Raw genomic sequence first — 13,596 nt, 5'->3', positions numbered from 1 at the left:
GAGGAATACCGCATGAGCCCGTCTAATGTAGTGGATGTGCATACGTTTCTGGATGCCCGGCCCATTGGCCGGCAGCAGTGGTTGGTGATTGGGCTGGGGCTTCTGATCCTGGTGCTCGATGGCTTCGACACGATGATGATGGGCTTTATCGCGCCGGCCCTGGTCCAGGATTGGGGGTTGCAACGGCACGTGCTCGGGCCGCTGATGATGAGCGGCCTGGTGGGGCTGTCGCTGGGCTCGCTGTTTGCCGGGCCCCTGGCCGACCGTTTCGGCCGGCGTGTGGTGATCATTGCCTCGGTCGCGTTCTTTGGCTTCTGGTCGCTGGCCTGCGCACTGGCCCAGGACCTGACGATGCTCACCGTGGCGCGCTTGCTGACCGGGGTAGGGCTGGGGGCGACCATGCCCAACATCACCACCTTGCTCGCCGAGTGCGCGCCACTGCGCAGGCGCTCGACGCTGGTCACCTCGACCTGGTGCGGGTTCGCATTCGGGGGCGCCATGGGGGGCGTGCTGAGCGAGTACCTGATCGAAGACTACGGCTGGCAGGCGGTGTTCGTTGCCGGTGGGTTGATGCCGTTGGTGCTCGCGCTGGTGCTGGCGATGCTGCTGCCCGAGTCGCTGCGCTACATGATTCAGGCCAAGCAGCCACAGGCGCGGATCGTCGCGGCCATCAACGCCCTGGCACCGGGCGCTGCCAACCTGCACACCCGTGTGGTCAGCAGCGAGCACAGCGGCCTGGTGGCGGTGCGCCAAGGGGTCGGCAGCCTGGTGCGGGGGCCTTATCGGCTGGGCACGTTGATGATCTGGGTTGCCATGTTTGCAGGTTTTCTCAACCTCTACCTGCTCAGCAACTGGCTGCCGATCACCGCGCAATCTGCCGGCATGAGCTTGTCCCAGGCGGCGATCATCGGGGCAGTGCTGCAACTGGGTGGGGCGGTGGGCGACTTCAGCGTCGGGCTGAAGATGGACCGCTGGGAGCAGAACAACGTGGTCAGCCTGATGTTCGCGGGCAGCGCGGTGGTGTCGGTGTTGATTGCCTTGTGGGCCGATGGTGCGCTGGCGCTGTACGTGCTGGTGTTCTGCCTGGGGTACTGCATGATGTCGGCGAATGCCGGGTGTTTCGCCCTGGCGGCCAATTTCTACCCAACGGCCATCCGTGCCACCGGGGTGAGTTGGGTGTTTGGCATCGGCCGTACCGGGGCGATTCTGGGGGCGGGCGCGGGGGCCGTGATGATGGGCTGGAACTGGTCGATCACACAGATCTTCCTGTTCCTTTGCGTGCCTGCGCTGGGGGCGGTGATTGCCATTCAGTGCAAGCGGTTGGTGGCGTCACGGGCGCTGGGTGCGGTGTCAGGGTAGCGCGCAATTGAACACCGCGCCTGTGGCCCTTTGCAGGCTGATGCCCTTGCCGCGGTAGGTTCTGATTTCGAACGCCGATTCCAGGGTGGCCAGGACGCCGCGCAGGTAGTGGACCTGCACCTCGATGATTTTCGTGCCAGGGTCGAAGTCGTAACCCCAGATGCGTTTGTACAGGGTCTTGCGGCTCACCACCTCGCCTGCGTTTTCCAGCAGCAGGTGAAGCAGGCGGCATGGCGTTGCCTTGAGCGTGTGGCTGATGCCGTTACAGATGATCTGGCAGGCACATACATTCAACGACAACACCTGGCCGCAGGCTGACCTGATTGCCACGGTTTGCGCTTTGCTGAAGGGGACGCCGCTCACTGGAAACTGCACGCTTTACTGTATCAAGATGCAGGATGCTATATTGTGTGCAGCAATGAATGCAACGGACTGTTTGGTTAGTGTTGCCCACCCAACCGCTGCGCCTGCGCCGCATCGCGAGCTGCGCTCGCTCCTACCAGGGCTGCGCAATCCTCCTGTAGGAGCGGGCTTGCCCCGCGAACACCGGCGCAGCCGGTGCCATGCACCGCGTCGCCTGCTTCGCGGGTCAAGCCCGCTCCTACAGAAGCCTTCACAGCCTGCTGTGGACTATTCAAGGGTGCAGCAGAATGCTGCCCTTCGCTTCACGAGACGCCAACCGCGCATACGCCGCCTTGTGCTCTTCGAGGGGGGTAGCTGCTGTCTATCCTGGGGCGCAAGCATTTCTTGGCGACGAGATCGCGGATCGCCGCGAAGGCTGCCGAAACGTCCTGGTCGGTTTCCAGCCAGGCGTCGTATCCGAGATTCTGCCGGCGAGCCGAACCGGGTGGCAACGAGTGCTTTCATCAGAGTATCCAACGGGTGGGGGAGTGTAGCGCTTGGGCGAGCCCCAGGGCGCGGGTGAGGGGAGGTGCAGGCTCAGCTTTGTGGGTGCCCCAACAGTGGCAACCTCGCCAGCATGTTCTTCATTGCAAGGGCGTCCCACGGCAGGTGCTCGGCGATACCGATACCCACTACATCGACGGCTGCGGCGACATCGGCTAGCAGGCGGATAACCTGCTCCATGTTCATTTTCCCCTGGGCGACGCCGTCGTAGGTGCCGGCGGCAATGTTTGGCTCGGCAAACAGCAGGGAGCGGAACAGGGTTGGATCAAGCACATCCAGGTCAAGGTGTATGGCGAGCCGTTTGGCGCCTATGTCACGCAGCCACTGCAGAACAGGCTCGCTACTGGTGGCCAGCGCTGTTGGGCCAGCGCTGCGTAGGCCCAAGCGGCGCAAGGTCGCCGTTTCCGCCGGCAGGGTTTGCTGCAGGCCTGCATACATGACGTTGGCCGGCTTGAGGGGGCGTTGCACGGCGCCGGCGAATTCACCATCACCTTCGCCCAGCAAGTTGCCCAGGACCATGGCATGGGCGTGCTGGAAGTCTTGGGGCGTCATCACATCGGGATGGGCGTCTACCCACAGCACCGCCAGATCGCCGTCATACCGCTCATTGCGTCCGATGATGCCGTCTTCCAGGGGGAGAGGCGCAGGGTTGGGTTCGGCCACGGGCACGTGTTCGACCGGGCCTAGTGGTGCGGGTGCCAGCCAGGCCAGCAGTTGCGCGCCAAAGTAGTAGGGGGGGTTGTTGCCGCCTTGCCATTGTGGGAACAGCAGGCGCAAGGTCTTTTCCTGGGTAGTGCTCATCAGTTCACCATCGGCTTCAAGCAATCGGGGTTAAGGCCCTGATGCTGCGCCGTTGGGATAGGCACTGCTTTGCCGTACAGGCCAGAGCCTGTGCTCAAACTGCCAGTTGGTGGTCAGGCCCCCGTCAGCAGCTGTTGCGCCGGGACACCATAAGCCTGCTTGAAGGCTTTGCTGAAGTGCGAGAAATTGGTGAAACCGCAGCTTAACGCGGCCACACTGACCTGCTGAAAGCGCCCGCTGACCAGCCCGGCATGGCACGCTGCCAACCGTTGCTGCCAGAGCCAACGCATGACGGTCGAACTCTGCGCCGCGAAAATACGGTTCAAGCTGCGGGGCGACAAATGGTTCGCCGCTGCGATGCTGTCCACGGTCAGGTCACTGCGCGCCAGGTTTGCCAGCAGGAAACGCTTTACCTGCTCAACCTGCTGCTCACGGCGCTGCTCGGTTGCCGGTTTGTGGCCGCCAAACGCACTCTCGTAGGCCACTGCGAGCACATCGAGCAGGGCTGCATTGAGGCGTTCACTGATGGATGACGAGGTGCTTTCGCTGTTGCAGGTGTCCACCAGCAGCGAGCGCGCAAGCCCGCTGAGTGGCGCATGGCTTTGCAGCGTTCGATTCAGGTAGCGCTCGACATCCGGAATATGCTGCATCACCAGCGGCCGTGGTATCCCCAGCACGACCTGGTCATCGCCTTTGGGAAAGGAGGCGGTGAAAGGGCGAGCGCTATCGTAGAGTACGATGTCTCCAGTGCCTTGTTTGGACAGCCGGTCGCCCTGTTGTACATACGCTTCAGCGCAGAAACTCAGTGAAATGAAATAGTGATCGAAGTGGTCATCGCTACGCTGGCGCGTGTACTCGATGGGGAGCGAGCGAATCCGCGAAAAACTCACGGTCCCCTTGGTCACCGACGTTAGCGAACCGTCGAAACAGTCATCGCTCAGTTGCCGGTTGGTGGTGGGCACGAATTGGGCCCCGACGACGTCCTGCCAGTAATCGAAGCGCTCTTTGGCTTCAAGGCCCTTGGTGGGGAAGAGAATCGTCATGGTGAGACACGCTTGAGCTGTGGCACGTCCTGTACGATAACAAACCTGGGTGGGCCTATACAGAGCACGGCAGTTCAGCCCCCTGTAGGCGCGAGCGCAGCTCGCGATGGGCTGCAGAGCAGCCCCGGCGTTCCAAGCCGCGAAGCTAACACCTGGGGCCGCTGGCGCGCCCCATCGCGAGCTGCGCTCGCTCCTACCTCACGGGGCAAACCCTCGGATGGGCGCCAGCGGCACATCCGCTGCCTGGCTTAGTACTCCCAGAAAATCCGCTGCAGCTCCTTGCTATCCTGGGTCTTGGTCATTGCCACCATGGCCAGGATCCGCGCCTTCTGCGGGTTCAGGTCATGGGCTACCACCCAGTCGTACTTGTCATCGGGCTGCTCGGCATTGCGCAGCACGAAACCGCCCTGGTTGACGTGGGATGAGCGGATGATCTGCACGCCGTTCTTGCGCAGTTCCTGCAGTGCCGGCACCACCCGCGCCGCCACCGAACCGTTGCCGGTGCCGGCATGGATGATCGCCTTGGCACCGCTTTGCGCCAGGGCCTTGTACGCGGTATCGCTGACATTGCCGTAGCTGTAGGCGATGTCCACCTGGGGCAGGGCGTTGATCTGCTTGATGTCGAATTCCGAGCTGGTGGTGTGGCGCTTGGCTGGCAGGCGGAACCAGTACGACTTGCCTTCCACCACCATGCCCATCGGGCCCCAGGCGCTCTTGAAGGCCTCGGTCTTGATGTTGATCGACTTGGCCACGTCACGCCCGGACTGGATCTCGTCGTTCATGGTCACCAGCACGCCCTTGCCGCGCGACTGCTTGTCGCTGGCCACGGCCACGGCGTTGTACAGGTTGAGCATGCCGTCGGCGGACATTGCCGTGCCGGGGCGCATGGAGCCGACCACGACAATCGGCTTGTCGGTCTTTTCCACCAGGTTGAGGAAGTAGGCGGTTTCTTCCAGGGTATCGGTGCCGTGGGTGATCACGATGCCGTCGACATCGTTGCTTTCGGCAAGCTCTGCCACACGCTTGCCCAGCTTGAGCAAATCGTCGTTGGTGATGCTCTCGGAGGCGATCTGCATCACCTGTTCGCCACGCACGTTGGCCAGGTCAGCCAGTTCCGGTACGCCGGCGATCAGCTTGTCGACGCCCAGCTTGGCGGCCTGGTAGGTGGCGCTGTTGGCCGCGCTGGCACCGGCACCGGCAATGGTGCCGCCGGTGGCGAGAATGACCACGTTGGCCAGTTTCTGCTGGGTTTCAGCTTCCTTGGCCGAGGCGGTAGCGGGCAGGATCAGCAGCAGCGCCAAGGCGCTGGGGACGAAGGTTTTCACTGCAGCATTCATAATTATTGTTCTCTCTCTTCCTAATGAGATGGTTGCTGTGTCGCGCAGGGGGCTACGCAGGTTTCGTACCAACAGGCGTTGCCCAAGGCGCAGCGGTGTCCACGGGGCCATTCCATTCGGGGCCCCGAACAAGCATAGGAAAAGGTGTTCGGTTTTTCGGAAAAATTCAGGATAATCCGTTGCAGCAGCATCTTGACCGCGTTAGCGAAACGGATTTGACAAAACCGCTTCGTGTTTCCATAGTGGGTTAACGCAAACGTTTGCGATCCGATAAAAAACACAAGATTCGGAGTCATTCCCATGAAGCTGCCGTTCCCCGGTCGTCTGCTGGCGCTCGCCGTCATCTCCTCGTTGTCCCTCGCCCTGCCACTGTCGGCTGCCCACGCCGAAGAAGCGCCCAAGGTTGCCCTGGTCATGAAATCCCTGGCCAACGAATTCTTCCGCACCATGGAAGACGGCGCCAAGGACTACCAGAAAAGCCACACCAGCGATTTCGAGCTGATCGCCAACGGCATCAAGAACGAAACCGACACCGGCGAGCAGATTCGCATTGTCGAGCAGATGGTGAATGCCGGCGCCAAGGCCCTGGTGATCGCCCCGGCTGATTCCAAGGCGTTGGTTTCGGCGGTGAAGAAGGCCATGGACCAAGGTGTGATCGTGATCAACATCGACAACCGCCTGGACCCCGACCTGCTCAAGAGCAAAGGCATCAGCGTGCCGTTCGTTGGGCCTGACAACCGCAAGGGCGCACGCCTGGTGGGCGAGTACCTGGCCAAGCAGAAGCTCAAGGCCGGTGACCAGGTAGGCATCATCGAAGGGGTGCCGACCACCACCAACGCCCAGCAGCGCACTGCCGGCTTCAAGGATGCCATGGAGGCTGCGCAGATGAAGATCGTCTCGGTGCAGTCCGGCAACTGGGAAATCGACAAGGGCAATGCCGTGGCTGCCTCGATGCTCAATGAATACCCCGAGCTCAAGGCCCTGCTGGCCGGTAACGACAGCATGGCCCTGGGCGCCGTTTCGGCCGTGCGCGCTGCCGGCAAGACCGGCCAGGTGCAAGTGGTCGGCTACGACAACATCAACGCCATCAAGCCGATGCTCAAGGATGGCCGCGTGCTTGCCACCCTCGACCAGGCTGCCAGCCAGCAAGCCGTGTTCGGCATCCAGGCGGCGCTGAAGATGCTCAAGGGCGAGAAGCCGGACGTGGATGCCGACAATGTCATCCAGACGCCGGTCGAACTCATCACCCAGCCCTGACCTTGCAGGAGAAACTGGCCATGTCGGTAACGGCCAACGAAGTGGTGCTCGACGCCAGCGGGCTGGGCAAAAGCTATGCCCAGCCCGTGCTCGGCGACGTCAGCCTGGCCCTGCGCGCCGGGGAAGTGCTGGCGCTGACCGGGGAGAATGGCGCAGGCAAGAGCACCCTGTCCAAGCTGATCAGCGGCCTGGAAACCCCCACCACCGGGCACATGACCTACCGCGGCCAGGCCTACGCCCCGGCCAGCCGCAGTGAGGCCGAGCGCCTGGGCGTGCGCATGGTGATGCAGGAACTGAACCTGTTGCCGACCCTGACCGTGGCCGAGAACCTGTTCCTCGACAACCTGCCCAGCCGCTTTGGCTGGATCAGCCACAAGCGCCTGCGCCAACTGGCCACTGCAGCCATGGCCCAGGTTGGCCTGGATGCCATCGACCCGGACACCCCGGTGGGTGAGCTGGGCATCGGCCACCAGCAGATGGTGGAAATCGCCCGCAACCTGATCGGCGACTGCCGGGTGCTGATTTTCGACGAACCCACCGCCATGCTCACCGCCCGCGAGGTGGAGCTGCTGTTCACCCAGATCGCCCGCCTGCGTGAGCGTGGCGTGGCCATCGTGTATATCTCCCACCGCCTGGAAGAACTGCAGCGCGTGGCCCAGCGCATCGTCGTGCTGCGCGACGGCAAGCTGGTGTGCGACGAGCCGATTCAGCGCTACAGCAGTGCCGAGCTGGTCAACCTGATGGTTGGCCGCGAGCTTGGCGAGCACATCGACCTGGGCCGGCGCAGCCTTGGCGCACCGCTGCTCAAGGTGGACAAGTTATCCCGTGGCGACAAGGTGCGCGAGGTGTCGCTGCAGGTCAGGGCAGGGGAGATCTTCGGTATCTCCGGCCTGATCGGCGCCGGCCGAACTGAGCTGTTGCGGTTGATCTACGGCGCCGACCGTGCCGACAGTGGCCGTATCGAAATCGGCCAGCCGCTCAAGGCGGTGACCATCGATTCGCCCAAGGCAGCGGTCAAGGCGGGCATCGCCCTGATTACCGAGGACCGCAAGGGCGAAGGCCTGCTGCTGTCGCAATCGATCAGCGCCAACATTGCCTTGGGCAACCTTGGCGCCGTGTCCCGTGCCGGGGTGCTCGACGGCGACGCGGAGCAGGCCCTGGCCGAGCGCCAGATCAGCGCCATGCGCATTCGCAGTGCCAGCCCCGCCCAAGCCGTGGGCGAGTTGTCGGGTGGCAACCAGCAGAAGGTGGTGATTGGCCGCTGGCTGGAGCGCGATTGCCAGGTGTTGCTGTTCGACGAGCCCACCCGCGGCATCGACGTGGGTGCCAAGTTCGACATCTATGGCCTGCTGGCCGAACTTGCACGCCAGGGCAAGGCCCTGGTGGTGGTGTCCAGCGACCTGCGCGAGCTGATGCTGATTTGCGACCGCATCGCCGTGCTCTCGGCCGGCCGCCTGATCGACACCTTCGACCGCGAACACTGGAGCCAGGACCAACTGCTGGCCGCCGCCTTCGCCGGTTACCAGAAACGTGACGCCCTGCTGCACGACGCAGCACCCAGGATGGATGCATGAAAACCACACCCCTCGACACCTCCGGCGCCACCCCGGCCCGGCGCAGCGGCACCTACTTCGGCCTGGGCACCTACCTGGGCCTGGCCGGCGCCTTGCTGGCCATGATCGTGCTGTTCTCGTTTCTCAGCAGCCACTTCTGGTCGTACGCCACCTTCAGCACCCTGGCCAACCAGATCCCCGACCTGATGGTGCTGGCGGTGGGCATGACCTTCGTGCTGATTATCGGCGGCATCGACCTGTCGGTAGGCTCGGTACTGGCGTTGGCCGCGTCCACGGTCAGCGTGGCGATTCTCGGCTGGGGCTGGGGCGTGCTGCCGGCGGCCTTGCTCGGCATGGCCATCGCCGCGCTGGCAGGCAGCATCACTGGCGCGGTCACCGTGGCCTGGCGCATTCCCTCGTTCATCGTATCCCTCGGCGTGCTGGAGATGGCCCGGGGCCTGGCCTACCAGTTCACCGACTCGCGCACCGCCTATATCGGCGATGCCTATGCCTGGTTCTCCAACCCCCTGGCCTTCGGCATTTCGCCCGCGTTCCTGATTGCCTTGCTGGTGATCGTGGTGGCACAGCTGGTGCTGACCCGCACGGTGTTTGGCCGCTACCTGATCGGCATCGGCACCAATGAAGAAGCCGTGCGCCTGGCCGGCATCGACCCGCGCCCGTACAAGGTGCTGGTGTTCGCCCTGATGGGCGTGCTCGCAGGCCTGGCCGCGCTGTTCCAGATCTCGCGCCTGGAGGCTGCCGACCCCAATGCCGGTTCCGGCCTTGAGCTGCAGGTGATCGCCGCCGTGGTGATCGGCGGCACCAGCCTGATGGGCGGGCGCGGCTCGGTCATCAGTACGTTCTTCGGCGTGCTGATCATCTCGGTGCTGGCCGCGGGGCTGGCGCAGATCGGCGCTTCGGAACCGACCAAACGCATCATCACTGGGGCGGTCATCGTGATCGCCGTGGTGCTCGACACTTATCGCAGCCGGCGTGCAGGCCGGCGGAACTGAAACCATGGCAACCATCAAAGACGTCGCGGCCCTTGCGGGCATTTCCTACACCACCGTGTCCCACGTGCTGAACAAGACCCGCCCGGTCAGTGAGCAGGTGCGGCTGAAGGTCGAGGCGGCGATCATCGAGCTCGACTACGTGCCCAGCGCCGTGGCCCGCTCGCTCAAGGCCCGCAGCACGGCCACCATCGGCCTGCTGGTGCCCAACAGCGTCAACCCCTACTTCGCTGAACTGGCCCGGGGCATCGAGGATGCCTGCGAGCGCAACGGCTACTGCGTGATCCTGTGCAACTCCGACGACAACCCACAGAAGCAGCGCAGCTACCTGCGCGTGCTGCTGGAAAAACGTATCGACGGGCTGGTGGTGGCCTCGGTGGGCGAAGATGCCGACCTGCTGCAGAGCCTGGCCTGCGTGCGCACGCCAATGGTCATCGTCGACCGTGAACTGGACGGCGTGGACGCCGACCTGGTGCGCATCGACCACGAGCAAGGCGCCTACCTGGCGACCCGGCACCTGCTGGAACTTGGCCACCGCGACATCGCCTACATTGGCGGCCCGGCGGAAACCGGCGTGACCCAGTTGCGCCTGGCGGGTTTTCACCGGGCCATGGCCGAAGCCGAGGTGGCGGTGCGCGCACAACGGGTGCTGCACTGCGACTTCACCAGCCCCGGTGGCCATGCTGCCGCCGCGCAGTTGCTCGAAGGTGAGCGGCCCACGGCGATTTTCGCCGGCAACGACATGATCGGCTTTGGCGTGCTGCGCGCCGCCGCCGAGCGCAACATCAACGTACCGGGCGAGTTGTCGGTGATCGGCTTCGACGATATCGAGCTGAGCCGCTACGTGTACCCGCCGCTGACCACGGTCGGCCAGTCGATTCGAGAGCTGGGCGAAAACGCTGCCGCGCTGCTGCTCTCGCGCATCGCCAGCCCGCGCCGCACGGCCGCCGAACAGCGCATCGTCGCCCCGCGCATCGTGTTGCGCGAATCCACCGGGCCGCGCCCGGACCTGTTCAATGATTACCGCTAAGGAATCGTCATGAGTGCCAAGGTAGTGGTGGTCGGAAGCCTCAACATGGACCTGGTGGCCCGCGCCGAGCGGCTGCCACGGCCCGGCGAGACACTGGCCGGCGAAAGTTTTTTCACCGTGCCCGGCGGCAAGGGTGCCAACCAGGCGGTGGCCGTTGCGCGCCTGGGGGCCAGTGTGGCGATGGTGGGCAACGTGGGGGATGATGCCTACGGCCAGCAATTGCGCCAGGCCCTGAGCGTGGAGGGTATCGACTGCCAGGCGGTGGGTGTGTGCCCGGGGGTGTCCAGTGGCGTGGCGTTGATTACCGTGGATGCCGCGAGCCAGAACTGCATCGTCATCATTCCCGGCGGCAACGGGCTGCTGACGCCCGCGGCGGTGCAGCGCTTCGATGCCCTGTTGCAGGCTGCCGAGCTGATCATCTGCCAACTGGAAGTGCCGACCGAAACGGTGGCCTGGACCCTGGCCCGTGGCCGCGCGCTGGGCAAGCGGGTGATCCTCAACCCGGCGCCGGCCACCGGCCCGCTGCCGGCCGAGTGGTTCGCTTACATCGACTACCTCACGCCCAATGAAAGCGAGGCCGAGGCGCTGACCGGCGAGCCCGTCAACGACATGGCCAGCGCCCAGCGCGCAGGCGAGCGCTTGCTGCAGTTGGGCGCAGGCAAAGTGATCGTCACCCTGGGCGCCCAGGGGGCATTGTTGGTGAGCCGCGATGGCTGCCAGCACTTCCCGGCGCCGCAGGTGCAGCCACTGGATACGACGGCCGCAGGCGACACCTTCATCGGCGGCTTCGCTGCCGCGCTGGTGCAGGGCCAGGAGGAGGGCGAGGCAATCGCTTTCGGCCAGCGGGCCGCGGCGTTGTCCGTTACCCGCGCCGGTGCCCAGCCGTCGATTCCCTACCTGGCGGAGCTGGCCCCATGAAAAAGACCGCGCTGCTCAATATCGCCCTGTCGCGAACCATTGCCGGCATGGGCCATGGCGACATCCTGGTGATCGGCGATGCCGGGTTGCCGGTGCCGCCGGGGGTGGAGCTGATCGACCTGGCGCTGACTGCCGGCATTCCGGATTTTGCCAGTGTGTTGCGGGCGGTGCTCAGCGAGCTGCAGGTGGAACGGCATGTGCTGGCCGAAGAGATGCAGAAGGTGGTGCCGCCGGCCTTGGTGGAGATCGAGCGCCTGAAAGCCAAGCTGGGCAAGCGCGAGTGGCAGAGCCATGAGGAATTCAAGTTGTTGTCGCGCAATGCCCGGGCGATCGTTCGCACTGGCGAATGCCAGCCCTACAGCAATATCGCCTTGATCTCGGGTGTGACGTTCTAAGCTGGCAATGTTTCAGCGGCGCCGTCGGAATGGGTGGGGCCGCTTTGCGGCCCTTTCGCGGCACGAGGCCGCTCCTACAGTGGTCGTATTTCACTTCATGGCAACAGGAGTGCCCGTCATGCTCAAACCTCTGCTTCAAGGACTTACCCTCATGGCCGCAGCCGCCATCAACAGCCTTCAGGCCGCCCCACGCGAGCTGATCATTGACACCGACCCCGGCGCCGACGACGTGGTCGCGCTGTTCCTGGCCATGGCCTCGCCCGACGAACTCAACATCCGCGCCATTACCACCGTAGCCGGCAACGTGCGCCTGGAAAAAACCGCGCGCAACGCCCGCCTGGCCCGCGAATGGGCGGGGCGTGAGGACATCCCGGTGTACGCCGGGGCAGGGCGCCCGCTGGTGCGTACACCGATCTACGCCGCCGAGGTGCACGGTGAAGAAGGCCTGACCGGTGTTCCCGTGCACGAGCCGAAAAAGCCCCTGGCCGACGGTAACGCCGTGCAGTACCTGGTCGACACCTTGGGCAGCGCGGCCCCCCACAGCATCACAGTGGCCATGCTCGGCCCACAGACCAACCTGGCCCTGGCGTTGATCCAGCGCCCGGAAATCGCCCAAGGCATCAAGGAAGTGGTGGTGATGGGCGGCGCCCACTTCAATGGCGGCAACATCACCCCGGTGGCGGAATTCAACCTCTATGCCGACCCGCATGCTGCCGAGGTGGTGCTGGCCAGCGGCGTACCGCTGACCTACCTGCCATTGGACGTGACCCACAAGCTGCTCACCAGCGACGCCCGGCTGGCGCAGCTGGCGGCGGTGAACAACCACGCCAGCCAGTTAGTGGTGGATATCCTCAAGGCCTATATCAAGCACGACATGGACCTCTACGGCATGCCCGGCGGCCCGGTGCACGACGCCAGTGTGATCGCCTACCTGCTCAAGCCTGAGTTGTTCAGTGGCCGGCGCATCCACCTGAGCGTCGACAGCCGTGAGGGCCCGACCTTCGGCCAGACCGTCGCCGACTGGTACGGCGTGCTCAAGCAGCCGGCCAATGTGCTGTGGATCAACCAGGGTGATGCCCAGGGCTTTTTCGACCTGCTTAGCGCGCGCCTGGCCCGCCTGCAATAGCCGCGTGGGGCGCGTAGCGCTCGAACACCTGGTCGATGAAGCTGCGCGCGGCTTCGCTGCCGCGGTCGCGTACCAGCAGGTCGATGGCGATCAACAGCAACTCTTCGGGGGTGCCGGGGCTGTAGGCGCTCTGGCCTTCGGCCCATTTGACCTTGATATCGGCGTCGATGCTGTGGCTGCTCATGAAAAGGTCTCGCTGGTGCCTGGGGCGGAGGGGCGAACACCGGATCCTGGTGTTCGAAGGAGGCACAATGCCTGCACTTCTTAAAGTAAATCATGACTTTGCGCCCGGCACCAAGCAGCTTGTCGGGCGTGCGGTAAAATCCAGTCACGATTGCCGTTTCCCCTGGGGGAAAACCTTCAGGCAGACTTGTACGGTTTTGCAACGAATTCATGACAGCACTGTCCCAAGAGGCAGTTCCCCGTTTGATTTAGGAGGTTACATGTTCCGTACCCGTGCTTACCTGGCGACCCTGGCGGTGGCTGCTGTGCTGGCTGGCTGCAGCACCGGGGGTGATGCTGGTGGTGGCAAGGCGCCCGCAACGCCGGCCGGCAACGATGGCCGGTGCGAGGCCAGTGGCGCTGATTTCGCCATCGGCAAGCAGGGCAGCGCCGAGTTGCTGGAGCAGGCGCGCAAGGCCAGCGGGTCGCAGATGGCGCGCATTCTCAAGCCGCACGACGTGGTGACCCTGGAGTACCGCTCCGAGCGCCTGAACCTGAATGTGGATGAGCAAGGCGTCGTCACCCGCGTCAACTGCGGCTGAGCCGCGCCCGCACCCATGAGGGTATCCCCCTGTAGGAGCGAGCGCAGCTCGCGATGGGCTGCAGGGCAGCCCCGGCGTGGTGAGCTGCGAAGCTGAG

14 protein-coding genes are annotated in these 13,596 nt (G+C 64.3%); 9 read left to right on the top strand and 5 right to left on the bottom strand.

Going from position 1 to position 13,596, the window contains the following annotated elements; translation table 11 throughout:
• Positions 1 to 12 precede the first annotated feature (12 nt).
• A complete protein-coding gene (locus F3J45_RS01195; protein ID WP_167055926.1) occupies positions 13 to 1,359 on the top strand; it encodes an aromatic acid/H+ symport family MFS transporter in 1,347 nt (448 codons plus the stop codon).
• Here F3J45_RS01195 and F3J45_RS01190 read toward each other — a convergent pair.
• The 4 genes from F3J45_RS01190 to F3J45_RS01175 all read right to left on the bottom strand — a co-directional run bounded on the left by F3J45_RS01190 (position 1,351) and on the right by F3J45_RS01175 (position 5,446).
• Entirely contained in the window at positions 1,351 to 1,689 is a 339-nt protein-coding gene (locus tag F3J45_RS01190) for a winged helix-turn-helix domain-containing protein (RefSeq protein WP_167055923.1), read from the bottom strand. The genes F3J45_RS01195 and F3J45_RS01190 overlap by 9 nt on opposite strands.
• Positions 1,690 to 2,298: 609 nt before the next feature.
• Complete coding sequence (locus F3J45_RS01185; protein WP_167055920.1) at positions 2,299 to 3,066, bottom strand: arginase family protein; 768 nt, start codon at positions 3,064 to 3,066, stop codon at positions 2,299 to 2,301.
• Between the two features lie 113 nt (positions 3,067 to 3,179).
• The gene (locus F3J45_RS01180; RefSeq protein ID WP_167055916.1) at positions 3,180 to 4,109 is read right to left on the bottom strand and encodes a helix-turn-helix domain-containing protein; all 930 of its coding nucleotides are present in this window, start codon (positions 4,107 to 4,109) and stop codon (positions 3,180 to 3,182) included.
• A gap of 248 nt (positions 4,110 to 4,357) precedes the next feature.
• Complete coding sequence (locus F3J45_RS01175) at positions 4,358 to 5,446, bottom strand: asparaginase (protein ID WP_167055913.1); 1,089 nt, start codon at positions 5,444 to 5,446, stop codon at positions 4,358 to 4,360.
• A 300-nt stretch (positions 5,447 to 5,746) separates the two neighbouring features.
• Here F3J45_RS01175 and F3J45_RS01170 point away from each other — a divergent pair, with 300 nt between their 5' ends.
• The 7 genes from F3J45_RS01170 (at position 5,747) to F3J45_RS01140 (ending at position 12,735) form a co-directional block, all read left to right on the top strand.
• Positions 5,747 to 6,703, top strand: coding sequence for a sugar ABC transporter substrate-binding protein (locus F3J45_RS01170; protein WP_167055910.1), 957 nt, complete (start codon positions 5,747 to 5,749; stop codon positions 6,701 to 6,703).
• A gap of 20 nt (positions 6,704 to 6,723) precedes the next feature.
• Positions 6,724 to 8,277: a sugar ABC transporter ATP-binding protein gene (locus F3J45_RS01165; RefSeq protein WP_167055907.1), complete on the top strand. Its 1,554-nt coding sequence runs from the start codon at positions 6,724 to 6,726 to the stop codon at positions 8,275 to 8,277.
• Positions 8,274 to 9,269 (top strand): ABC transporter permease, encoded by a 996-nt coding sequence (locus F3J45_RS01160; protein ID WP_167055904.1) that lies wholly within the window; start codon positions 8,274 to 8,276, stop codon positions 9,267 to 9,269. The genes F3J45_RS01165 and F3J45_RS01160 overlap by 4 nt, the downstream gene beginning before the upstream one ends.
• A gap of 4 nt (positions 9,270 to 9,273) precedes the next feature.
• Entirely contained in the window at positions 9,274 to 10,296 is a 1,023-nt protein-coding gene (locus tag F3J45_RS01155) for a LacI family DNA-binding transcriptional regulator (protein WP_167055901.1), read from the top strand.
• 9 nt (positions 10,297 to 10,305) lie between these two features.
• Entirely contained in the window at positions 10,306 to 11,214 is a 909-nt protein-coding gene (gene rbsK, locus F3J45_RS01150; RefSeq protein WP_167055899.1) for a ribokinase, read from the top strand.
• A complete protein-coding gene (gene rbsD / locus F3J45_RS01145; protein ID WP_167055896.1) occupies positions 11,211 to 11,609 on the top strand; it encodes a D-ribose pyranase in 399 nt (132 codons plus the stop codon). The genes rbsK and rbsD overlap by 4 nt, the downstream gene beginning before the upstream one ends.
• Before the next feature lie 118 nt (positions 11,610 to 11,727).
• Positions 11,728 to 12,735 carry a nucleoside hydrolase gene (locus tag F3J45_RS01140; protein ID WP_167055893.1) on the top strand — a complete coding sequence of 336 codons (1,008 nt, stop codon included), beginning with the start codon at positions 11,728 to 11,730 and terminating at the stop codon, positions 12,733 to 12,735.
• On the opposite strand, the gene F3J45_RS01135 is transcribed toward F3J45_RS01140, so the two are convergent.
• A complete protein-coding gene (locus F3J45_RS01135) occupies positions 12,707 to 12,919 on the bottom strand; it encodes a hypothetical protein (protein ID WP_167055889.1) in 213 nt (70 codons plus the stop codon). The two genes, F3J45_RS01140 and F3J45_RS01135, sit on opposite strands and share 29 nt — an antisense overlap.
• Positions 12,920 to 13,178: 259 nt before the next feature.
• Here F3J45_RS01135 and F3J45_RS01130 point away from each other — a divergent pair, with 259 nt between their 5' ends.
• Positions 13,179 to 13,499 (top strand): I78 family peptidase inhibitor, encoded by a 321-nt coding sequence (locus F3J45_RS01130; protein WP_167055886.1) that lies wholly within the window; start codon positions 13,179 to 13,181, stop codon positions 13,497 to 13,499.
• The last annotated feature ends 97 nt before the right edge of the window (positions 13,500 to 13,596 follow it).

This window comes from Pantoea sp. Ap-967 (assembly GCF_011752565.1).
In the GTDB taxonomy this organism is placed as follows: Bacteria; Pseudomonadota; Gammaproteobacteria; order Pseudomonadales; family Pseudomonadaceae; genus Aquipseudomonas.
Note: the sequence above shows the minus strand (reverse complement) of the source record. Positions and strands in the feature narration are given on the sequence as shown.

Bases quoted from the DNA above. Each gene is read 5' to 3' on its own strand.
- rbsK (WP_167055899.1), top strand. From the start codon at position 10,306: ATGAGTGCCAAGGTAGTGGTGGTCGGAAGCCTCAACATGGACCTGGTG.
- F3J45_RS01180 (WP_167055916.1), bottom strand. From the start codon at position 4,109: ATGACGATTCTCTTCCCCACCAAGGGCCTTGAAGCCAAAGAGCGCTTC.
- F3J45_RS01195 (WP_167055926.1), top strand. From the start codon at position 13: ATGAGCCCGTCTAATGTAGTGGATGTGCATACGTTTCTGGATGCCCGG.
- F3J45_RS01160 (WP_167055904.1), top strand. From the start codon at position 8,274: ATGAAAACCACACCCCTCGACACCTCCGGCGCCACCCCGGCCCGGCGC.
- F3J45_RS01130 (WP_167055886.1), top strand. From the start codon at position 13,179: ATGTTCCGTACCCGTGCTTACCTGGCGACCCTGGCGGTGGCTGCTGTG.
- F3J45_RS01135 (WP_167055889.1), bottom strand. From the start codon at position 12,919: ATGAGCAGCCACAGCATCGACGCCGATATCAAGGTCAAATGGGCCGAA.
- F3J45_RS01155 (WP_167055901.1), top strand. From the start codon at position 9,274: ATGGCAACCATCAAAGACGTCGCGGCCCTTGCGGGCATTTCCTACACC.
- F3J45_RS01140 (WP_167055893.1), top strand. From the start codon at position 11,728: ATGCTCAAACCTCTGCTTCAAGGACTTACCCTCATGGCCGCAGCCGCC.
- F3J45_RS01185 (WP_167055920.1), bottom strand. From the start codon at position 3,066: ATGAGCACTACCCAGGAAAAGACCTTGCGCCTGCTGTTCCCACAATGG.
- rbsD (WP_167055896.1), top strand. From the start codon at position 11,211: ATGAAAAAGACCGCGCTGCTCAATATCGCCCTGTCGCGAACCATTGCC.
- F3J45_RS01170 (WP_167055910.1), top strand. From the start codon at position 5,747: ATGAAGCTGCCGTTCCCCGGTCGTCTGCTGGCGCTCGCCGTCATCTCC.
- F3J45_RS01165 (WP_167055907.1), top strand. From the start codon at position 6,724: ATGTCGGTAACGGCCAACGAAGTGGTGCTCGACGCCAGCGGGCTGGGC.
- F3J45_RS01175 (WP_167055913.1), bottom strand. From the start codon at position 5,446: ATGAATGCTGCAGTGAAAACCTTCGTCCCCAGCGCCTTGGCGCTGCTG.